The following is a 16747-nucleotide window of genomic DNA, read 5'->3' as shown; positions in this document are numbered from 1 at the left end:
TGGGGTTCAGTGGGGTGGTTCGATCGGCAGAGGCGGGCCACCGTAGGGGGTGGGAATGGTGTAGCGGCCCCGCGGGGTCGGATCTGTGCGCGCGCCCAGGTCGGCGCCCGGCGGCGGCCCGGCGGTGTCGTCGCCCCCGGGCCGGGGCGCGTTCTTGGCGCCGCGGATGGAGACGGCGGGGTCGTCGTCCCGGCAGTAGGTGTACATGAACGGTTCGTAGTAGTCGGCGGCCGAGGAGGCGTGCGACGGTGTCCCGTAGTCGCACACATAGCGGGGGTAGAGGTCGGCCGTCGCCCACACGCCTTGATCGTGAAAAGTGCTTGCGACGGCGTCCAATACCGATCCGCGGTAGTCGGGGAACAGCGCGTTGAGTGCGGGCACTCGCACATAGAGCAGCTGCGACATGGTGGCCATGCTGCCCAGCAACTGCACCATGGTGTCGGAATTGTCGGTGAAGAGATTGTCGACGGAGGACAGGGTGCGCGGCGTCTGCTCGGTCAACCGCCGATATCCGGTCTGCATCCGGGCGACGCCGGTGAGCGTCTGGTTGAGTTCCCTTGCGGCAGCGCCCAAGCCGGCGTTCTTGTCGTTTGCCAGGGTGAGAACGACCCGGCTGGTCTTGATGATGCTGGTGGTTTGCGGCAGCACGGAATCGAGCGTCGAAAGCAGGAACGTGCCGCCGTCGACAATCGCGGTCAGCTTCGCCGGGCCTTCCTTGCTCAAGCTCAATTCCTTCTTGATCAATTCGATCTTGCGGGGGTCGACTTGGGCCAACAGTCCGTCGGCGTCACCGAGCAACTGCGCCAGGCTGACCGGGACGGTGGTGTGGTCCAAGGCGATGAGGCTGCCGTCGCGCAGATACGGCCCGGCATCCGAGGCGGCTTCGAAGTTGATGTACTGCTCGCCGGCCGGCGAGAGCGCGGACACGTGGACAACGCTGTTCGCCGGGATTCGCACCGTCGACGCGATGCTGGCGACTGCGTTCACACCGTTGTCGGTGATCTGCAAAGACTCGACACGACCAACGCGCACTCCGCGCAGCGCGACGTCTTGATTGGGCAGTAGGCCGCCCGAGTCGGGCAACTGCACGGTGACGCGGTAGGACGAGGCGAACGGCTTCACCCGCAGCGCGCCGATGAGCAGATAGGCGGTCGCAACGACCAGGATGAGCACTAATCCGGCCACCGATAGCCAGACCTGTTGCCGATGGCCGGTGCGTACCGCGCGGACGATGAGGTTGGCGACGTCGTCGATGGCGCGGGTCATGGGTTCGGTCCTGGCGGGGGTCCGGGGGCGACGTCGATTTGACCCGGAATGTTCGGGTCCGGAATGACCGGAACCTGCGGTGAGTTCGGGCCGCGGCCGACCACCCGCTCCTGCAGACGCCACAGCGTGTATTTGAGCGTGCCGACGAGCAGGTTCACGTTGTAGTGGTGTGGTCCGTGCAGCCCGATGTCACCGGGGAAACCGATGTCGGGTATCGACCCGAGCATGATCTTGTCGACGCCCACATTCACCGAAATCGAATTGCCCGCCGTGGATTTGACCAACGCGGGTATCAGCCGGTTCAGCGCGAGCCAGCTGGTGTCCGGGCTCACCGCAACGTCGTTGGCGGCCGCAGCGACCGTGTTCAGGTCGCGGATCAGGCTACGGCCGCTGGTGTCCGTCCCGCCGATCGAGGGAAACCTGGCCAGCAACCGGGACGTGTCACCCACCTGCACAGCCAGGTCGGCCAGCTGGGTGGTGTTGCCGGCCAGGGCCGAAGTGGCGGGACTGGCGGCCCCGACCAGGTCGCTGATGGTTTGGTTCTTGGCGTCGAGTTGGTCGGCCAGGCGCGACAATTGGCTCAATGCGGCGGTGATCTGATCCGACCGGGAATCCAATCGCCCGAGCAGCTCGTTGGACTTGCGGATCATGTCGCCGAACGCCTGGCCCTGGTCACCGGTTGCCTTGCCGAAGCCGTTGATGATGTTGGTGAAATTGCGAACTGCCCCCCCGTTCACCAGAATCGCCGCCGAGCTCAGCACGGACTCGACGGTCGCCGCCGCCGCCGTCGAATCCAGGCCGATGGTGTCCCCGTCGTTCAACGGGGGCCCGTCCGGATCGCCCGCGGCCGGCGGCTTCAGCGCGACGAACACGTCGCCCAACGGTGTCGCGGTGCGCAATTCCGCGGTGCTGCCGCGGGGCAGTTGCACGCCGTCGCGGATGCGCAGTCGCGTTACCGCGGTGTAATTGCGTGCCACCATCGATTCGAGCTGTCCGACATCGGCGCCGGCGAGCTTCACCTTGGCATTCATCGGCAGGTTGAGCGCATTGGAGAAGACGGCGTTGAGCGAATAGCCTCCGGACCCCAGCCCCGGGGCCGGAAGGGGCAGGCTGGCAAGGCCGTTCGTGGCGCATCCCGCGGTAACCATTGCCGCGGCAGCCGCCGCCAGCGTTGCCCGCATACCCGCTGCCATCATTTCTGCCCCATCGCGGCCATACCGTCCAGCACATAGGTCAATCCGAAGTCGGGACCGAAGTCCTGGATCGTCCCGGTGCTGCAGCCGAGTTGCCGAAGGCCCATGAGGTTGCAGATCTCTTTGGTGTACTGACTGTCGAAAAGCAGCCGATCGGTGAGGAAGCGGGCACGCACGCTGCCGTTCGCACGGTCCACCATGTTGTAGGCGTTGTCAGCCACCAGCGGGGCCAGATCCAGAAGTTCGGCCAGGTCGCGCCGCTGGTCGGTCACCATCTGCAGCGTCGCGTTGCCGCCCCGCGCGGACTGCTTGATGTTGTCGCGGTTGGCGTCGAGCAGGTCGCCGGCGCGCTGGATCAGTTCGTTGAGCCCGCGGCCGGTGGTTCCGCTGCCGATGTCCTCGTCGGCCATGATCTGGCTGACTTGGTGGATGGTGGAGGCGAATTCGCGCAACTTCGTGTCATTGGCGGTCACGGCGTCGAACAGCGTGCTGATGTTCTTGACGATCGTGGTGATCTGCTCGCGAGTCGTCGCACCGCGGTCGCTGGACAAGCGCAGCGCCGTCGACAGTTCACCGAGCGCCGCTTTGATCTTCTCGCCGTTGCCCTTCACTACATCGGCGCCGCCGCCCAGCACGTCGGCGACCGGACCGCCGCCGCGGCCGTCGCCCTCGAGCGACTTGGTCACCTTGTCCAGAACATTGAGAACGCTGCTGAATTCGACGGGCGTCTTGGTCCGGGGCAATCCGATGGTGTCGTGGTTCTGAAGGGCCGGTCCGCCCCGATACGGCGGGGTGAGTTCGATTTGGCGGTCGGTGAGGATAGAGGTCGACACGGTGACCGCTTGCGCGGTGGCGGGAACTTTGACGTGGCGGTCGACGGTGAACTCGACTTCGACGTAGCCGCCCTTGGCCGTGATCTTGGTGATGTTGCCGACGGGCATGCCCAGCACCGCCACCGCATTGCCTTCGTATAGGCCTGAGGCGCTGTCGAATTGGGCGGTCAGGGTAATGCTGTCCTCGTCGGACCCCAGGTACCACCAACCGACGCCGATCGCCGCGGCGATCACCGCGATGGTGGCGGCGACGGCAAGCACCTTCGTTCTAACCGTGCCCGCGGCCCGGCGCCTCACTGGCAGTCCTTGAAGTACTGGATCATGCCGAACTGCTTGGCGCGGCCGCTGATTGCGCACATCCACGAGTCGATCAACGGAACGTTGGGGGCGTTGAAGTTGATCGCGTTGCCGTCGCCGGTGAGGTTGGCCGCTTCCCGGAAGAAGATCGGGCTGGTCTGCAGCATGCTGTGCAGCAGGTCGTCGTGTTGAGACATCAAGTTGGTGAAGTCGCGCATGTCCTTGATCAGCGATTCCAGGCCCGAGCGATCATTGACCACGACCTGACCCATGGTGTCGACAAGGCTGGACAGGGATCGCATCATCGCGTGGAAAACCGCTCGCCGCGCGACGAATTGGCCGAGCAGGTCTTGACCCTGATCGACCAGATTTCCGATACCGGCCTGCTGGCGCCGCAGCGTGTTGGTCACCTGCTCCGTACTGCGCAACAGCTGTCCGAGTTGGTCCCGCCGGATCGCGATGATCGAGGACAGGGTGTGGATGTTTGAGATCGCCTGCGGCACAACGGCCGGCAGGCCCTCGAGCTGCTTGCCGAGCACCGCCAGCGATTGCGCGAACCTGTCGGAGTCGACCTGCTCGAAAGTGGTGCTGGCATCCTGCAATGCGGCCTGCAGGTCGTAAGGGACTTCCGTGTGTGCCAGGTCGAAGGTGTTGTCGGGCAGTCGCGCGGGGCCGTTGGGTTCCAATGCCAGGTAGCGCGAGCCCAGGATAGTTGTCACCTTGATCTGTGCCCGGGAGTCCTTGCCCAGGGTGATGTTGTCCCGGACCTTGAGCCCCGCCTCGACGTGGTCGCCAACGAGTTTCATGCTCGTGACGTTGCCCACCGGAATGCCCGCGACCACGACGGGGTTGCCGGGCCGGAGCGAGGCGGCCTGCAGGAACTCCGCGGTGTAGTGCCGGTAGCCGGCGCCCAGGGCGTGCACGAGCAACATGACTCCGATGACCACCGCGACCACCGCGACGGCGATGAACCCAAGCCACGTCTTGTTGTAGCTTTCCAGCGGACGCTTCCTCATCCGCTCCCACACGGACGCGTCAGCCATCGGCCGTGCTCCTGCATCTCGGGCTGTGCCACGCCTTGTTACCCGGCGTGGCGGCGTTGACGATGATCGGCACGACATCGTTGAGGCCGGGGAAGAACCCCATGAAGTTCACGTCGCAGACGTAGGCGTTTCCATAGGCGCCCTGATTGCCAACCCTGGTGAGTCCCTTGAGCAGCAGCGGTATGTTGTCGCCGAAGAACGCGACCTGAGGTTCGACGTCCATGAGGTGTTTGGTGACACCGGGCTGACGGTCAATGAACTCGCGCAGCGCCGGGTACACGTCCGCCGCGGATGTCGACAGCCGCCCGGTCACCCGAGCCAGGGAACCCACCGAGGCAACCAGTTCCGGCCGGCGCACGTCGAGCTCGCCGACGATGCTGCGGGTCTCGGTGATCACGCCGTCGAGGTCGTCGTTCTGCCGGGCGAGGTTGCCCATAACCTTGTCGAGGCTGGTGATCACGCTTCCGAGCGCCTGGTCTCGGCCCGCGAATGTCTCTGTGAGAGTGGAGGTTTGGCCGACCAGCGTGGCCAGCGAAGACGTGTCGCCCTGCAGCGACGCAATGATGCCCTTGGTGAGGTTGTCGGCGTCGTGGGGGTTCAGCAGGCTGAACAACGGTTCGTAACCGTTGAGCAGCGTGGTTACGTCGAATGATGGTTCGGTGCGGTCCAGCGGGATGGTGCTGCCCGGTGGCAGCAGTTCCGGGCTGCCCTCCTTGCCCAGCGACAGTCCGAGGTAGCGCTGGCCGACGATGTTCTGGTATGTCACCGACGCGAGGGTGTTGCCGAAGAGCCGCTGTTCCTGCTGCACCACGAACCAGACCTTCGCCAGTTTCCCGTCCAACTCGATCTTTTCCACACGACCGACGCGGACTCCGGCCATGCGGACGTCGTCGCCTTCGCGAAGCCCGTACACGTCGCTGAACACCGCCGCATACTTGGCGGTATCGCCGGCCACGTCGCGCCGCAGGCTCACGTACACCAGCCACGTGAGCGTCACCGAGACGACCATGAACAGGGTCAGGGCGATGAGTGGGCCGCGAAACTTCATTTGGCCTCCCCGGCCGGCTGCGCGAGTGACACCGTGGTTCCCCGGGCGACCGGACCCAGCAGCAGCTCGGTGGCTTCACTCGGCGGACCGCCGGTGATCACGCCCAACATGGTGCGTTCGTACTGGCTCCCAACGGGTCCCACATTCCCCCCGAAATGTGGGACGCCGAACGACGCCTGCGGAATCCAGGGCGCCTTGGGTGCCACCGGCGCGACCCACGGTTCGTGCGGTTGCGGTGTCGCGGGCGCCCCGGGCGAGGGGTTATCGGGATTCGCGCTCCCGGGCACGGGGGGCGACGGGGTAACCCCCGCGGGCAGGGGAGGGTTGGGATCGGACAGGTTGGGATTCGGGTTGATCAGCGGCGGGCCCACGGCGACGAGGTTGCCGTCGGGACCGATGACCGTGCCGGGGGGCGGCGCCAGATCCTTGGGTGGCTGATAGTTCTGCGGCAGCAGCACTTCGGGCAGATCGGGGCGTACGGGGACCAGCGGTGCGGTAAAACAGCTGGGTCCCTTCAGCTCGCGGTAATGCGGACAGTCAGCACGCGTGTAGGTGGAGCTGGGTGTGAACGTCAGCATCGCGCGCATGTTGCCGACGTTCGTCCGTGGGTTCCACACCTGCTCCATGAACTGGGTGGCCAGGTTGTCCAGCTTGACCACCGCGGGCACGAAGTTGTTCGACTTTTGCGCCAGCACTCCGAGCACGGGGGTGAAATCGGTGGTGATCTGGATGAGTTGGTCGGGAAACTGGCGAAGGTCTGGTTCGTGGTGCAGCAGGAACAGCGGCTCTTCGGCAACACCCTCGCGTCGGTGACATACCAGAACATCGTCGGCCAGCGCTACCTCGGACTGTCGCTGGGCAAGGTGGGCAAGCCCGGTGGTCGCATCCAGCAGTGCGGATACCGTCGACGGGCCGGTGTCAGTGCTCACGATCGAATTGAGCTGATCGAGAAGGCGATTCAATTGGGCACCGGCGTCCAACAGGGCGACGCGGCGGTGGTCGGTGGCGGCGCCCAGCGCGGCCAGAATCCCGACGGACCGGTCGTCGCGGCCACGCCCCGCCGCGGCAAGCACATCGCGTAACTTGCTCACCGTCGTCTGAAACAAAACGGTCGGAAGCCGCTTGTCCTCCGGAATGTGGGCGCCGCCGCGGACTTTCTCGCCAGAGCCCCCCTGGTTGGGGGAGCCCACCAACTGAACCGACGACACGGCGAAGACATTGCTGGGCACCACCCTTGCGGTCACGGTGGCCGGAATCGACTTGGCGAATTCCTCTTTGAGGTCGATGTGGACATAGTTGGGCTTGCCCTGCGCCGCGGGCACGACGCCGTTGACCGAGCCGACCAGCACGCCGTGGTATTTGACGTCAGACTTTTGCGGAAGGCCGTCGCCCACGTTCACCAGATCGGCGATGACTCGCACGTAATCATCAAGTTTTCCAGTGGATTTCACCAACATGCCGGTGGTGACCAGGGCGCCGACAACGACGACCGCAATGCCGATGGCGAACAGCTGCCGGTCAGACGGGCCGCGTCCGTCCAGCTCAAAGGAATTGGGCATGGTCCACCTAGCCGCCGAACCGTGCGCCGGAGTCGACGCCCCAGAGAGCCATGGTGAGCAGCATGTTCACGATGATCACGACGGTGATGCTTGCTCGCATCCCGTGCCCCGCGGCCACCCCGACGCCTTCCGGGCCACCGCTCGCGTAATACCCGTAGTAGCACTGGATCGTCGATGCGATCCAGACGAAGATGACGGCCTTGATCAGGGAATAGACGATGTCCTGGCCGGCCAGCATCAGCGTGAAGTAGTGCAGGTAGGAACCGGTCGATCCGCCACTGCTGATTCCGACGACCAGCTGAGTGCTCAGGTAGCCGATCGCCAGGCACGCCGCGTACAGCGGGACGATCGCCACCACCGAAGCGATCAGCCTCGTGGTCACCAGGTAGGGGATCGGGCGGATGGCGATCGATTCCATGGCGTCGATCTCCTCGGCAATGCGCATGGACCCCAGCTGGGCGGTGAATCGGCAGCCGCCCTGCATGGCGAAAGCCAGCGATGCCATCAGAGGCGCCAGCTCGCGCGTGTTGACCAACGAGGAGACGAACCCGGTCGCGGGTCCGAGCCCGAGCAGATCCAGGAAGTTGTAGCCCTCGATGCCGACGAGCGCGCCGACCGTCATGCCGAGCACAACGGCTACCCCGGCGGTGCCGCCACCCACGACGATCGAACCGTTGCCCCAGGTGATGTTCGACAACAACCGCAAGAACTCGCCGCGGTATTGGCGCAGCGCCAGCGGCACGGCGACCGCCGCCCGGACGAAGAAGACCAGCAGATGGCCGAGCCGGATGATCGGCACCTTGCCCCTGCGGTAGATCCGGACGAACGGCACCGAAATCGGCGCGAGCGGTTGGTACGCGGAAGCGGTCATGTCACAGCCCCGTCCTGGGCGACAACATGATGTAGAGCTGGCTGATGGCGACGTTGACGATCATCAGCAACAGGATCGCCTCGACGACCGCCGCGTTAACCGAGTTGGCCACGCCCGTCGGTCCGCCCTTGGTCGACAAGCCTTTCTGGCTCGCCACGATGGCCACGATGGCGCCGAACACGATCGCCTTCAGCAGCGCCAAGATCATGTCGCCGGTCGTGGCGAACGACGCGAATGTCGACACGAAGCTGCCCGGCGCCCCGTTCTGGAAATACACGTTGAACATGTAGCTTGCGAAGAATCCGGCGAAGCACACCACGCCGGTGAGGGCCACGCCGATCATCACAGCGGCGGCCAAACGGGGGACGACCAGCCGGCGGATCACCGAGACGCCCATCACCTCCATCGCGTCGGTTTCCTCGCGCATCTTCCGCGAACCCAGGTCGGCGGTGATGGCCGATCCGACGGCCGACGCCATCAGCACCGCGGCCACCAGCGACGCCCCCTGACGGATGACCGCGAGGCCGCTGGCCGCCCCGGCCAGCGATGTAGCCCCGACCTGCCCGGCCAGCAGCGCGAACTGGATGGAGAGGGTGACGCTGATCGGCAGTGACACCAGGATCGTCGGCAATACGGCGGTGCCGGCCATGAAGGCACCCTGACGGACAAACTCTTGCCACTGGAATCGCCCGGTCAGCAGGTCGACGAAGAAGTATTGAGCGGTGCGCACGCCCAGAACGAACTGCTCGCCGACCGTCGTCAGCGAGGCGACGGGGTGGCGTTTGACATAACCGACCGACCAATCCCGAACGGCGCCGACGCCGTCAACCTGTGTCGTCATACTGGCGTGACCCGGGGTGCGTCCAGCAAACTCGCGGCAAGGGTCATCGCGTTCCAGCTACCGCTTCCATCGGCTCTCTTTCCGCCCCCGTATTCCCAAGTGCCGAGCGGACGACCGCCGCGTCTTCGATGGCAATTTTTATTAAAATAATGTCAACAAGGATAAAGACTCTGCAGTTCATCGGCGTGGGCTGCATCACAATAACCTACTTGATAGGGACTTTCAATAGTGTAGAGTCACTCATCTGAAATCGCCGCTGGGCGGCGCCGCGGTGTTGGACTGTCGTACTGACGAAGGTGATCGCATGCCCTCAGCAAACAACGGCTCGCTGCGGGACAGGCGGCGGGCCGCGCTGCTGTCGCAGATCCAGCAGACCGCGCACCGGCTGTTCGCCGAGCGCGGCTTCGAGGCGGTGACGACGGAGGACATCGCCGCCGCCGCCGGCATCTCCATCAGCACCTATTTCCGGTACGCGCCCACGAAGGAGGGCCTGCTGGTCGATCCGGTCCGGGAGGCTGCCGCCGAGATCGTCGGGTCCTACAGCGCGCGGCCGGCACACGAGTCGCCCGTCGAAGCGTTGATTCAGCTATTCGTCACGCGCGCGAAGGATGTCAGCGCAGTCGACGATCTCGGGCCGTGGCGCCACGCCGTCGCAACCGCGCCCCACCTGCTGAGCAAATCCGTCTTGGTGAGCGAAGCCGACCACGACAAGCTGATCGAGCAGGTGGCATACCGGATGGATGTCGACACTGCGGTCGACATCCGGCCCGCGTTGTTGGTCCACACGAGCTTGGCCACAGTGCAATTCGTTCTCGATGGCTGGCTGAACCCGGATATCGCTGCCAGCGCGCCTTTTCACGTGCAATTAGAGGAAGCGCTGCGGCTTACCCTCGCCGGATTCGACTGACCGGGCGGCCCGAATCGGCGGCCGAGCGAAACTGCCGTGACTTTGCTTGTCGCCGCGTGACACAATCGCTGGCCGTGAAGACCTTTGAGGAGCTGTTCGCCGAACTGGGGGAGCGTGCCCGCACCCGACCGGCCGGCAGTGCCACGGTCGCCGCGCTCGACGGCGGCGTCCATGGGCTGGGCAAGAAGATCCTCGAGGAGGCCGGCGAGGTGTGGCTGGCCGCCGAACACGAACCCGACGAGGCGCTGGCCGAGGAGATCAGCCAGTTGCTGTATTGGACGCAGGTGTTGATGATCGCGCGTGGCCTGTCGCTCGACGACGTCTACCGGAAGCTGTGACGATGCTGCGAGTAGCGGTTCCCAACAAGGGCACGCTGAGCGAGCCGGCCAGCGAAATTCTCGCCGAGGCCGGCTATCGGCGGCGCACCGATTCCAAGGACCTCACCGTCATCGACCCGGTCAACCAGGTCGAGTTCTTCTTCCTGCGGCCCAAAGACATTGCGATCTATGTGGGTTCGGGGCAGCTGGATTTCGGCATCACCGGACGGGATCTGGTCCGCGACTCGGACGCCCCCGTGAAGGAACGGCTGGCGCTGGGTTTCGGGTCGTCGAGTTTCCGTTATGCCGGCCCGGCCGGCCGCGATTGGACGACGGCCGACCTGGCGGGCAAGCGAATCGCCACCGCCTACCCGAACCTCGTCCGAAAAGACTTGGCGGAGCGTGGTATTGAGGCAACCGTCATCCGGCTCGACGGGGCGGTGGAGATTTCGGTCCAGCTCGGCGTGGCCGACGCCATCGCCGACGTGGTCGGCTCCGGGCGCACGCTGAGCCTGCACGACCTGGTGGCCTTCGGCGATCCGCTGTGCGATTCGGAGGCGGTGCTCATCGAGGGCGCCGACCCCGATGGGCAGGAGGGGACCAGGGCCGCGCGCGACCAACTGGTGGCCCGGATTCAGGGTGTGGTGTTCGGCCAGCAATATCTGATGCTCGACTATGACTGCCCGCGCTCGGTGCTCGAAAAGGCCACGGCGATCACGCCGGGACTGGAGTCACCGACCATCGCGCCGCTCGCCGACCCGGACTGGGTCGCCATCCGCGCGCTGGTGCCCCGTCGGGGCGTCAACGAGATCATGGACGAGTTGGCGGCCATCGGCGCCAAAGCGATTCTGGCGTCCGACATCAGGTTCTGCCGGTTCTGACCGAACGGGTGCGCCGTCGGCGGCTGTGTTAGCGTCCGCCTAGGGCTGTTCGCCCGTGTCACTCCCATGGGCCGCCATCCCTTGCCGTTGCCGGGCTGTTCGTCCCCAGGAGGGTATTCGTGACACACGCGCTTGTTCTGCTGCTGGCTTTACTGATCGGTGTCGTCGCCGGGTTGCGTTCGCTGACGGCTCCCGCCGTGGTCGCCTGGGCGGCCTACCTCGGTTGGCTCGACCTGCATGGCACGTGGGCCGCCTGGATGGCCAACATCATCACGGTCATCGTGTTCACCGTTCTCGCGGTCGGCGAACTGGTCAACGACAAGCTGCCCAAGACACCCGCCCGCACGGCGCCGCCGATCTTCGCCGCCCGGATCATCATGGGCGGCCTGGCCGGGGCGGCGCTGGGAGCGTGGCCGCACTGGACGTTCACCGCGCTCGGGGCCGGTGTCATCGGTGCGGTGCTCGGCACCCTCGGCGGCTACCAGGCACGCAAGCGGCTTTCGGCCGTGGCCGGCAAGGACCTGCCCATCGCGCTGCTGGAGGACGTGGTCGCGATCGTCGGCGGGTTCGCCATCGCCGCGGTGACGGGTCATGTGCTGACGGAATACATCCTGACGGCGGTTAAGTGACAGAGCATTTCGACGCCGTCATCGTCGGCGCCGGCCAGGCCGGCCCACCACTGGCGGGGCGGCTGACGGCGGCCGGGCAGCGGGTCGCGCTGGTGGAGCGCAAGCTGATCGGCGGCACCTGCGTGAACACCGGCTGCATTCCGACGAAGACGCTGGTGGCCAGCGCGTACGCCGCCCACCTGGCGCGCCGCGGCGCCGACTACGGGGTGGCGACCGGACCGGTCAGCGTGGACATGGCGAAAGTCAAGGCGCGCAAAGACGAGATCATGTTGGGCGACCGTAAGGGCGTCGAGGACTGGTTGGCGGGCATGGACGGCTGCACGGTGTTTCGCGGGCACGCACGTTTTGCGGATCCGCACACGTTGCGCGTCGACGACACAGTGCTGCACGCCGACCGGATCTTTCTCAACGTCGGTGGCCGTGCGGTGGTGCCCGACATCCCCGGACTTTCCGACGTCGAGTTCCTCACCAATGTCTCGATCCTCGAACTCGACACGCTGCCAACGCATCTCGTCATCCTCGGCGGCAGCTACATCGCGCTGGAATTCGCGCAGATGTACCGGCGCTTCGGTGCGAGGGTGACCGTGGTCGAGAGGGGTTCGCGGTTGGCCTCTCGCGAGGACGAGGACGTGTCCGCCACGGTCCGCGACATTCTCGAGGGCGAGGGCATCGACGTGGTCGTCGGCGCCGATGACGTCCGAATCGCCAAGACCGGCAACGGTTTTGAACTCACGCCCAGTGCGGGCGCCGCCCCGATCGCCGGAAGTCACCTGTTGGTGGCCGTGGGCCGCCGGCCCAACACCGACGACCTGGGGCTCGATGCGGCCGGTGTGCAGACGGATGCCCGCGGCTACATCGTGGTCGACGACCAGCTCAAAACCAACGTCGACCACATCTGGGCCATGGGGGATTGCAATGGCAAGGGCGCCTTCACCCACACGTCTTACAACGATTTCGAGATCGTCGCCGCGAACCTGCTCGATGACGACCCGCGCAAGGTGAGCGACCGCATCACCACCTATGCGCTCTACATCGACCCACCGCTGGGGCGCGCCGGCATGACCGTCGATCAGGTCCGCGCGTCGGGACGCAAGGCACTGGTCGGCAAGCGGCCAATGACCCGGGTGGGTCGGGCGGTGGAAAAGGGTGAGACGCAAGGCTTTATGAAGGTGGTGGTGGACGCCGACACCCGGGAGATCCTGGGTGCGGCCATCCTCGGCGTCGGCGGCGACGAGGCCGTCCACGAGATCCTCGACGTCATGTCGGCCAAGGCGCCCTACACCACGCTGGCCCGCACGATGCACATCCACCCCACCGTCAGCGAGCTGATTCCCACGATGCTGCAGGAGATGACCCCGCTGCAGTAACTCGTTACCGCGATGCGGTGGCGGGGCGACGGGACCGGCGTCGCCTGCTGCGCGCGGCCGTCGGCCCCGGCCGGTGCACCGGTGGCGGCGCGATGACCTCGCGGGGCGCGGCCTGCCCGGCCAAGGCGCCGATGACGGGTGAGGCCGCGGTGACCTGCTGGGCTTTCGCGCGGATGGCCGCCTTGCGCATCATCGATTCGGTGTCTCGGCGTTGCTCGGGCAGCGCGATGGTCACCACGTCGCCGGAGGCGCCGGCCCGGGCCGTGCGCCCGGACCGATGCAGGTAGGCCTTGTGCTCCGCGGGCGGGTCGACGTGGACCACCAATCCGACGTTGTCCACGTGCACGCCGCGGGCGGCGATGTCGGTCGCGACGAGCACCCGCGCGTGACCGGCCGCGAACGCCGCCAGGTTGCGGTCGCGCACGTTCTGGGACAGGTTGCCGTGTAACTCGACCGACGCGATGCCCGATTGAGTGAGCTGACGGGCCAGCTTGCGCGCCTGGTGCTTGGTTCGCATGAAGAGGATTCGCCGGGAGTCTCCCGCGGCCAACCGGTGCACCAACTCCTTCTTGGCCTGCGGCCCGTCGACACAGAAGAGGTGATGTGTCATCGCGGGAGTCACCGACACCGGTTCGGCGACCGACCGCGTTACCGGGTTGGAGAGGAATCGCTTCACCAGGGTGTCGACCGCGGCGTCGAGGGTGGCCGAGAACAGCATTCGCTGGCCGGCCGCGGGCGTGGCCGCCAAGATGCGGGTGACCGTGGGCAGGAAGCCCAGATCGGCGAGGTGGTCGGCCTCGTCGATGACGGTGACCTGCACCCCGCTCAGGTCGACGAGTCGTTGCTTCATCAGGTCTTCGAGGCGGCCCGGGCAGGCGACGACGATGTCGGTGCCCGACTTCAGCGCGGCAACCTGCCTGTGCTGCGGCACCCCGCCGAAGATCGTGGTGACCCGCAGGCCCCGGACGGCGGCAAGCGGCTTGATGGTCGCGGCGATCTGTGTCGCCAGTTCGCGGGTGGGTGCCAACACCAGACCGGTCGGCTTGCCCGGTCGCCGATCAGCGGCGTCGAGCCGGCTCACCAGCGGAATCGAAAACGCCAGCGTCTTCCCGCTACCGGTCTTGCCGCGCCCCAACACGTCACGGCCGGCAAGCGTATCCGGCAAGGTTTCGACCTGGATCGGGAACGGCCGCTGCGCGCCAAGCCCGGCGAGCGCGTCGACCAGCGGTGGGCTCACCCCGAGGTGAGCAAAAGTGTTGTCTTCCAGCATGTTTCAAATGTCCTAAGCATCGGTGGTAGCGAGATTGCCCTGATGGCAACATCGATCGCCGCGACTCGAGGCTGTGCGGTGCGCACCTGGTCATCTCGGACTCGGCGCCCCGCGGGGATCTGAGAAGAAATAACGAATCGATCACGACGTGCCGGCAAGCCGTTCGGCGCCAACGTTGGTAGCAGCTTAGCGCATTCGACGGTGGGCCGGTTAACCGGCGGCCGAGCCGAACGAGACCTTCGTCACATCGCTGAGGGGTGACCGCTCACGCCGCTGGCTGGGTTGGGTGTGAAACCGCTTGCACGAGTGCGTCATTCGGCCAACCCGGGTAAGGCGGCGGCGTTCCGCCGAACAGCGGGCAGTACTGCTGGTGGGGGCACCAGTCGCACAACCGCGACTGGCTGGGCCGGAAATCGCCCGTCTGTCCGGCGGATTGGATGGCCCGCCAGATCGCCGTCAGGGTCTTTTCGAAGCGCAGTAACTCGTCGTGGTCCGGCGAGTAGTCCAGCACCTGCCCGTCGGCGAGGTAGATGAGCCGCAGCCGGGTGGGCAGCACGCCGCGCGTGCGCAGCAGCGCCACCGCGTAGAACTTCATCTGGAACATCGCCTTGAACTCGGCCAGGGCCCGCGCGGCCGGCGGCGCCTTGCCGGTCTTGTAGTCGACCACCCGCAGCTCGCCGGTGGCCGCGACGTCGATGCGGTCGATGAAACCGCGCAGCAGCGTGCCGTCGGCGAGCTCGACCTCGACGCGCTCCTCGCAGCACTGCGGGTCGAAGCGGGTCGGGTCCTCGAGCCGGTAGTAGCCGGACAGCAGGTCGCGGGCCTCGGCGAGCAGCTGGCTGCGTTGCTCGGCATCGAATTCGCCGACCAGTTCGGGCGCCGCCGCGACCACCTGCGCCCAGGCCGGCTCGATCAGCGACAGCGCGGTATCGGGACCGCGCTGCGCGGCGGGCAGGCCGTAGAGGTGCTGCAGGGCGGCGTGCACCACCGAGCCGCGCAGCTGGGCGACGGACGGCGCCTCCGGAAGCCGGTCGATCGCGCGGAACCGGTACAGCAGCGGGCACTGCTTGAAGTCGGCGGCCCGCGAGGGCGACAGCGCCGGTCTGGAAGCCGGCCGCGGCGGCGGCTGGTCGGTCATGTCCGCAGCGTAGAACCGGGCCCCGACAACCCCGAGCACCGCCCGCGGCGAGTCGGCTGGCACGCTAGACGGCGTGTCCGCAACCGGCCCGTTCACCGTCGGGGAGCGCGTCCAGCTCACCGACGCCAAGGGCCGGCACTACACGATGTCGCTCACGCCCGGCGCCGAGTTTCACACCCATCGCGGCTCGATCGCCCACGACGCGTTGATCGGCCTGGAACAGGGCACGGTGGTCAAGTCCAGCAACGGCGCACCGTTTTTGGTGCTGCGCCCCCTGCTGGTCGACTACATCATGTCGATGCCCCGCGGACCGCAGGTCATCTACCCCAAGGACGCCGCGCAGATCGTGCACGAGGGCGACATCTTCCCGGGCGCGCGCGTGCTGGAGGCCGGGGCCGGATCGGGGGCCCTGACCTGCTCGCTGCTGCGCGCAATCGGGCCCGACGGGCGGGTGGTCTCCTACGAGCAGCGCCCCGACCACGCCGAACACGCCCGGCGCAACGTGTCGGTGTTCTATGGCGGGCCGCCGGACAACTGGGAGCTGATCGTCGGCGACCTCGCGGACTCCGATCGGCCCGACGGCTCGTTCGACCGGGCCGTGCTCGACATGCTCGCGCCGTGGGAGGTGCTCGACGCGGTGTCGCGGCTGCTGATCCCCGGCGGCGTGCTGATGATCTACGTGGCCACGGTGACCCAGCTGTCGCGGGTCGTGGAGGCGCTACGGGCCCAGCAGTGCTGGACCGAACCGCGGTCGTGGGAGACGCTGCAGCGCGGGTGGAATGTCGTGGGCCTGGCCGTGCGGCCGCAGCACTCGATGCGCGGGCACACGGCCTTCCTCGTCTTCACGCGCCGGCTCGCGCCGGGCGTCATCGCGCCCGCGCCGTTGGGGCGCAAACGCGAGGGCCGTGACGGCTAACCGTCGTCGTCGCTGCGGCGCAGGCCGCGCCGCACCGACAGCAGCTCGAACTCGGGGTGGGCGGCCACCAGTCGTTCGGCCGCGTCGAGGACGTCGACGGTGTGGCTGCGGTCGCCGGACACCAGGGCCACGCCGATGCCCGCGCGTCGATACAGCTCGTGGGAACCCGTCTCGGCCGCCGACACGCTGAACTTGCGTTGCAGCTCCGCCACGACGGGGCGGATGATCGACCGCTTCTCTTTGAGTGATCGGACGTCGCCGAGCAGGACGTCGAACTCGAGCCAGCCGATCCACATGCCGCGGCTCAACCGGGTGGGCTCGGGGAGGGACTCGGCTCCGGGGATCGGTCGAGCAATCCCGCGATCGCCCCG

Annotated in this window: 17 protein-coding genes; 6 read left to right on the top strand and 11 right to left on the bottom strand. The window is 66.7% G+C overall.

What is annotated here, in order from left to right:
• Positions 1 to 6: 6 nt before the first annotated feature.
• From A5702_RS04675 to A5702_RS04640, 8 genes are read right to left on the bottom strand one after another with little or no spacing between them, the layout of a single operon-like run.
• Entirely contained in the window at positions 7 to 1266 is a 1260-nt protein-coding gene (locus tag A5702_RS04675; RefSeq protein WP_068218654.1) for an MlaD family protein, read from the bottom strand.
• Positions 1263 to 2447, bottom strand: a complete 1185-nt coding sequence (locus tag A5702_RS04670) for an MlaD family protein (RefSeq protein WP_369817864.1) — start codon at positions 2445 to 2447, stop codon at positions 1263 to 1265. Before A5702_RS04670 ends, A5702_RS04675 begins: the two co-directional genes overlap by 4 nt.
• A gap of 11 nt (positions 2448 to 2458) precedes the next feature.
• Positions 2459 to 3589 (bottom strand): MCE family protein, encoded by a 1131-nt coding sequence (locus A5702_RS04665; RefSeq protein WP_068218648.1) that lies wholly within the window; start codon positions 3587 to 3589, stop codon positions 2459 to 2461.
• Entirely contained in the window at positions 3586 to 4632 is a 1047-nt protein-coding gene (locus A5702_RS04660; protein ID WP_068218645.1) for an MCE family protein, read from the bottom strand. Before A5702_RS04660 ends, A5702_RS04665 begins: the two co-directional genes overlap by 4 nt.
• Entirely contained in the window at positions 4625 to 5680 is a 1056-nt protein-coding gene (locus A5702_RS04655) for an MlaD family protein (protein ID WP_068218643.1), read from the bottom strand. Before A5702_RS04655 ends, A5702_RS04660 begins: the two co-directional genes overlap by 8 nt.
• Positions 5677 to 7239 carry an MlaD family protein gene (locus A5702_RS26160; RefSeq protein WP_068218641.1) on the bottom strand — a complete coding sequence of 521 codons (1563 nt, stop codon included), beginning with the start codon at positions 7237 to 7239 and terminating at the stop codon, positions 5677 to 5679. The genes A5702_RS04655 and A5702_RS26160 overlap by 4 nt, the downstream gene beginning before the upstream one ends.
• Positions 7240 to 7246: 7 nt before the next feature.
• Positions 7247 to 8110 carry an ABC transporter permease gene (locus A5702_RS04645; protein WP_055399360.1) on the bottom strand — a complete coding sequence of 288 codons (864 nt, stop codon included), beginning with the start codon at positions 8108 to 8110 and terminating at the stop codon, positions 7247 to 7249.
• A gap of 1 nt (position 8111) precedes the next feature.
• On the bottom strand, positions 8112 to 8951 hold the full coding sequence (locus A5702_RS04640; protein ID WP_055399362.1) for an ABC transporter permease: 840 nt from the start codon (positions 8949 to 8951) through the stop codon (positions 8112 to 8114).
• A 304-nt stretch (positions 8952 to 9255) separates the two neighbouring features.
• Between A5702_RS04640 and A5702_RS04635 the strand changes: the two genes are divergently transcribed.
• The 5 genes from A5702_RS04635 (at position 9256) to A5702_RS04615 (ending at position 13052) form a co-directional block, all read left to right on the top strand.
• Positions 9256 to 9858, top strand: a complete 603-nt coding sequence (locus A5702_RS04635) for a TetR family transcriptional regulator (RefSeq protein WP_068218639.1) — start codon at positions 9256 to 9258, stop codon at positions 9856 to 9858.
• A gap of 56 nt (positions 9859 to 9914) precedes the next feature.
• Entirely contained in the window at positions 9915 to 10196 is a 282-nt protein-coding gene (locus A5702_RS04630; protein WP_055399366.1) for a phosphoribosyl-ATP diphosphatase, read from the top strand.
• A gap of 2 nt (positions 10197 to 10198) precedes the next feature.
• Entirely contained in the window at positions 10199 to 11056 is an 858-nt protein-coding gene (gene hisG, locus A5702_RS04625) for an ATP phosphoribosyltransferase (RefSeq protein WP_055399368.1), read from the top strand.
• Between the two features lie 119 nt (positions 11057 to 11175).
• Positions 11176 to 11685, top strand: a complete 510-nt coding sequence (locus tag A5702_RS04620; protein ID WP_067816069.1) for a DUF4126 domain-containing protein — start codon at positions 11176 to 11178, stop codon at positions 11683 to 11685.
• Positions 11682 to 13052, top strand: coding sequence for an FAD-containing oxidoreductase (locus A5702_RS04615; protein ID WP_068218637.1), 1371 nt, complete (start codon positions 11682 to 11684; stop codon positions 13050 to 13052). Before A5702_RS04620 ends, A5702_RS04615 begins: the two co-directional genes overlap by 4 nt.
• 4 nt (positions 13053 to 13056) lie before the next feature.
• Here A5702_RS04615 and A5702_RS04610 read toward each other — a convergent pair whose 3' ends face one another.
• Entirely contained in the window at positions 13057 to 14322 is a 1266-nt protein-coding gene (locus A5702_RS04610) for a DEAD/DEAH box helicase (protein WP_067816062.1), read from the bottom strand.
• Positions 14323 to 14587: 265 nt separating this feature from the next.
• On the bottom strand, positions 14588 to 15460 hold the full coding sequence (locus A5702_RS04605) for a RecB family exonuclease (protein ID WP_068218635.1): 873 nt from the start codon (positions 15458 to 15460) through the stop codon (positions 14588 to 14590).
• 73 nt (positions 15461 to 15533) lie between these two features.
• Here A5702_RS04605 and trmI point away from each other — a divergent pair, with 73 nt between their 5' ends.
• Entirely contained in the window at positions 15534 to 16376 is an 843-nt protein-coding gene (trmI, locus tag A5702_RS04600; RefSeq protein WP_067816056.1) for a tRNA (adenine(58)-N(1))-methyltransferase TrmI, read from the top strand.
• On the opposite strand, the gene A5702_RS04595 is transcribed toward trmI, so the two are convergent.
• Positions 16373 to 16672 (bottom strand): DUF503 domain-containing protein, encoded by a 300-nt coding sequence (locus A5702_RS04595; protein ID WP_055399380.1) that lies wholly within the window; start codon positions 16670 to 16672, stop codon positions 16373 to 16375. The two genes, trmI and A5702_RS04595, sit on opposite strands and share 4 nt — an antisense overlap.
• Positions 16673 to 16747 lie beyond the last annotated feature (75 nt).

Origin of the sequence: Mycobacterium sp. E3339, from assembly GCF_001666915.1 — a bacterium.
In the GTDB taxonomy this organism is placed as follows: Bacteria; Actinomycetota; Actinomycetes; order Mycobacteriales; family Mycobacteriaceae; genus Mycobacterium.
This window is presented reverse-complemented; position numbering and strand designations above follow the sequence as displayed.

Bases quoted from the DNA above. Each gene is read 5' to 3' on its own strand.
- A5702_RS04635 (WP_068218639.1), top strand. From the start codon at position 9,256: ATGCCCTCAGCAAACAACGGCTCGCTGCGGGACAGGCGGCGGGCCGCG.
- hisG (WP_055399368.1), top strand. From the start codon at position 10,199: ATGCTGCGAGTAGCGGTTCCCAACAAGGGCACGCTGAGCGAGCCGGCC.
- A5702_RS04655 (WP_068218643.1), bottom strand. From the start codon at position 5,680: ATGAAGTTTCGCGGCCCACTCATCGCCCTGACCCTGTTCATGGTCGTC.
- A5702_RS04610 (WP_067816062.1), bottom strand. From the start codon at position 14,322: ATGCTGGAAGACAACACTTTTGCTCACCTCGGGGTGAGCCCACCGCTG.
- A5702_RS04675 (WP_068218654.1), bottom strand. From the start codon at position 1,266: ATGACCCGCGCCATCGACGACGTCGCCAACCTCATCGTCCGCGCGGTA.
- A5702_RS04595 (WP_055399380.1), bottom strand. From the start codon at position 16,672: ATGTGGATCGGCTGGCTCGAGTTCGACGTCCTGCTCGGCGACGTCCGA.
- A5702_RS04645 (WP_055399360.1), bottom strand. From the start codon at position 8,110: ATGACCGCTTCCGCGTACCAACCGCTCGCGCCGATTTCGGTGCCGTTC.
- A5702_RS04660 (WP_068218645.1), bottom strand. From the start codon at position 4,632: ATGGCTGACGCGTCCGTGTGGGAGCGGATGAGGAAGCGTCCGCTGGAA.
- A5702_RS04670 (WP_369817864.1), bottom strand. From the start codon at position 2,447: ATGCGGGCAACGCTGGCGGCGGCTGCCGCGGCAATGGTTACCGCGGGA.
- A5702_RS04640 (WP_055399362.1), bottom strand. From the start codon at position 8,951: ATGACGACACAGGTTGACGGCGTCGGCGCCGTTCGGGATTGGTCGGTC.
- A5702_RS26160 (WP_068218641.1), bottom strand. From the start codon at position 7,239: ATGCCCAATTCCTTTGAGCTGGACGGACGCGGCCCGTCTGACCGGCAG.
- A5702_RS04605 (WP_068218635.1), bottom strand. From the start codon at position 15,460: ATGACCGACCAGCCGCCGCCGCGGCCGGCTTCCAGACCGGCGCTGTCG.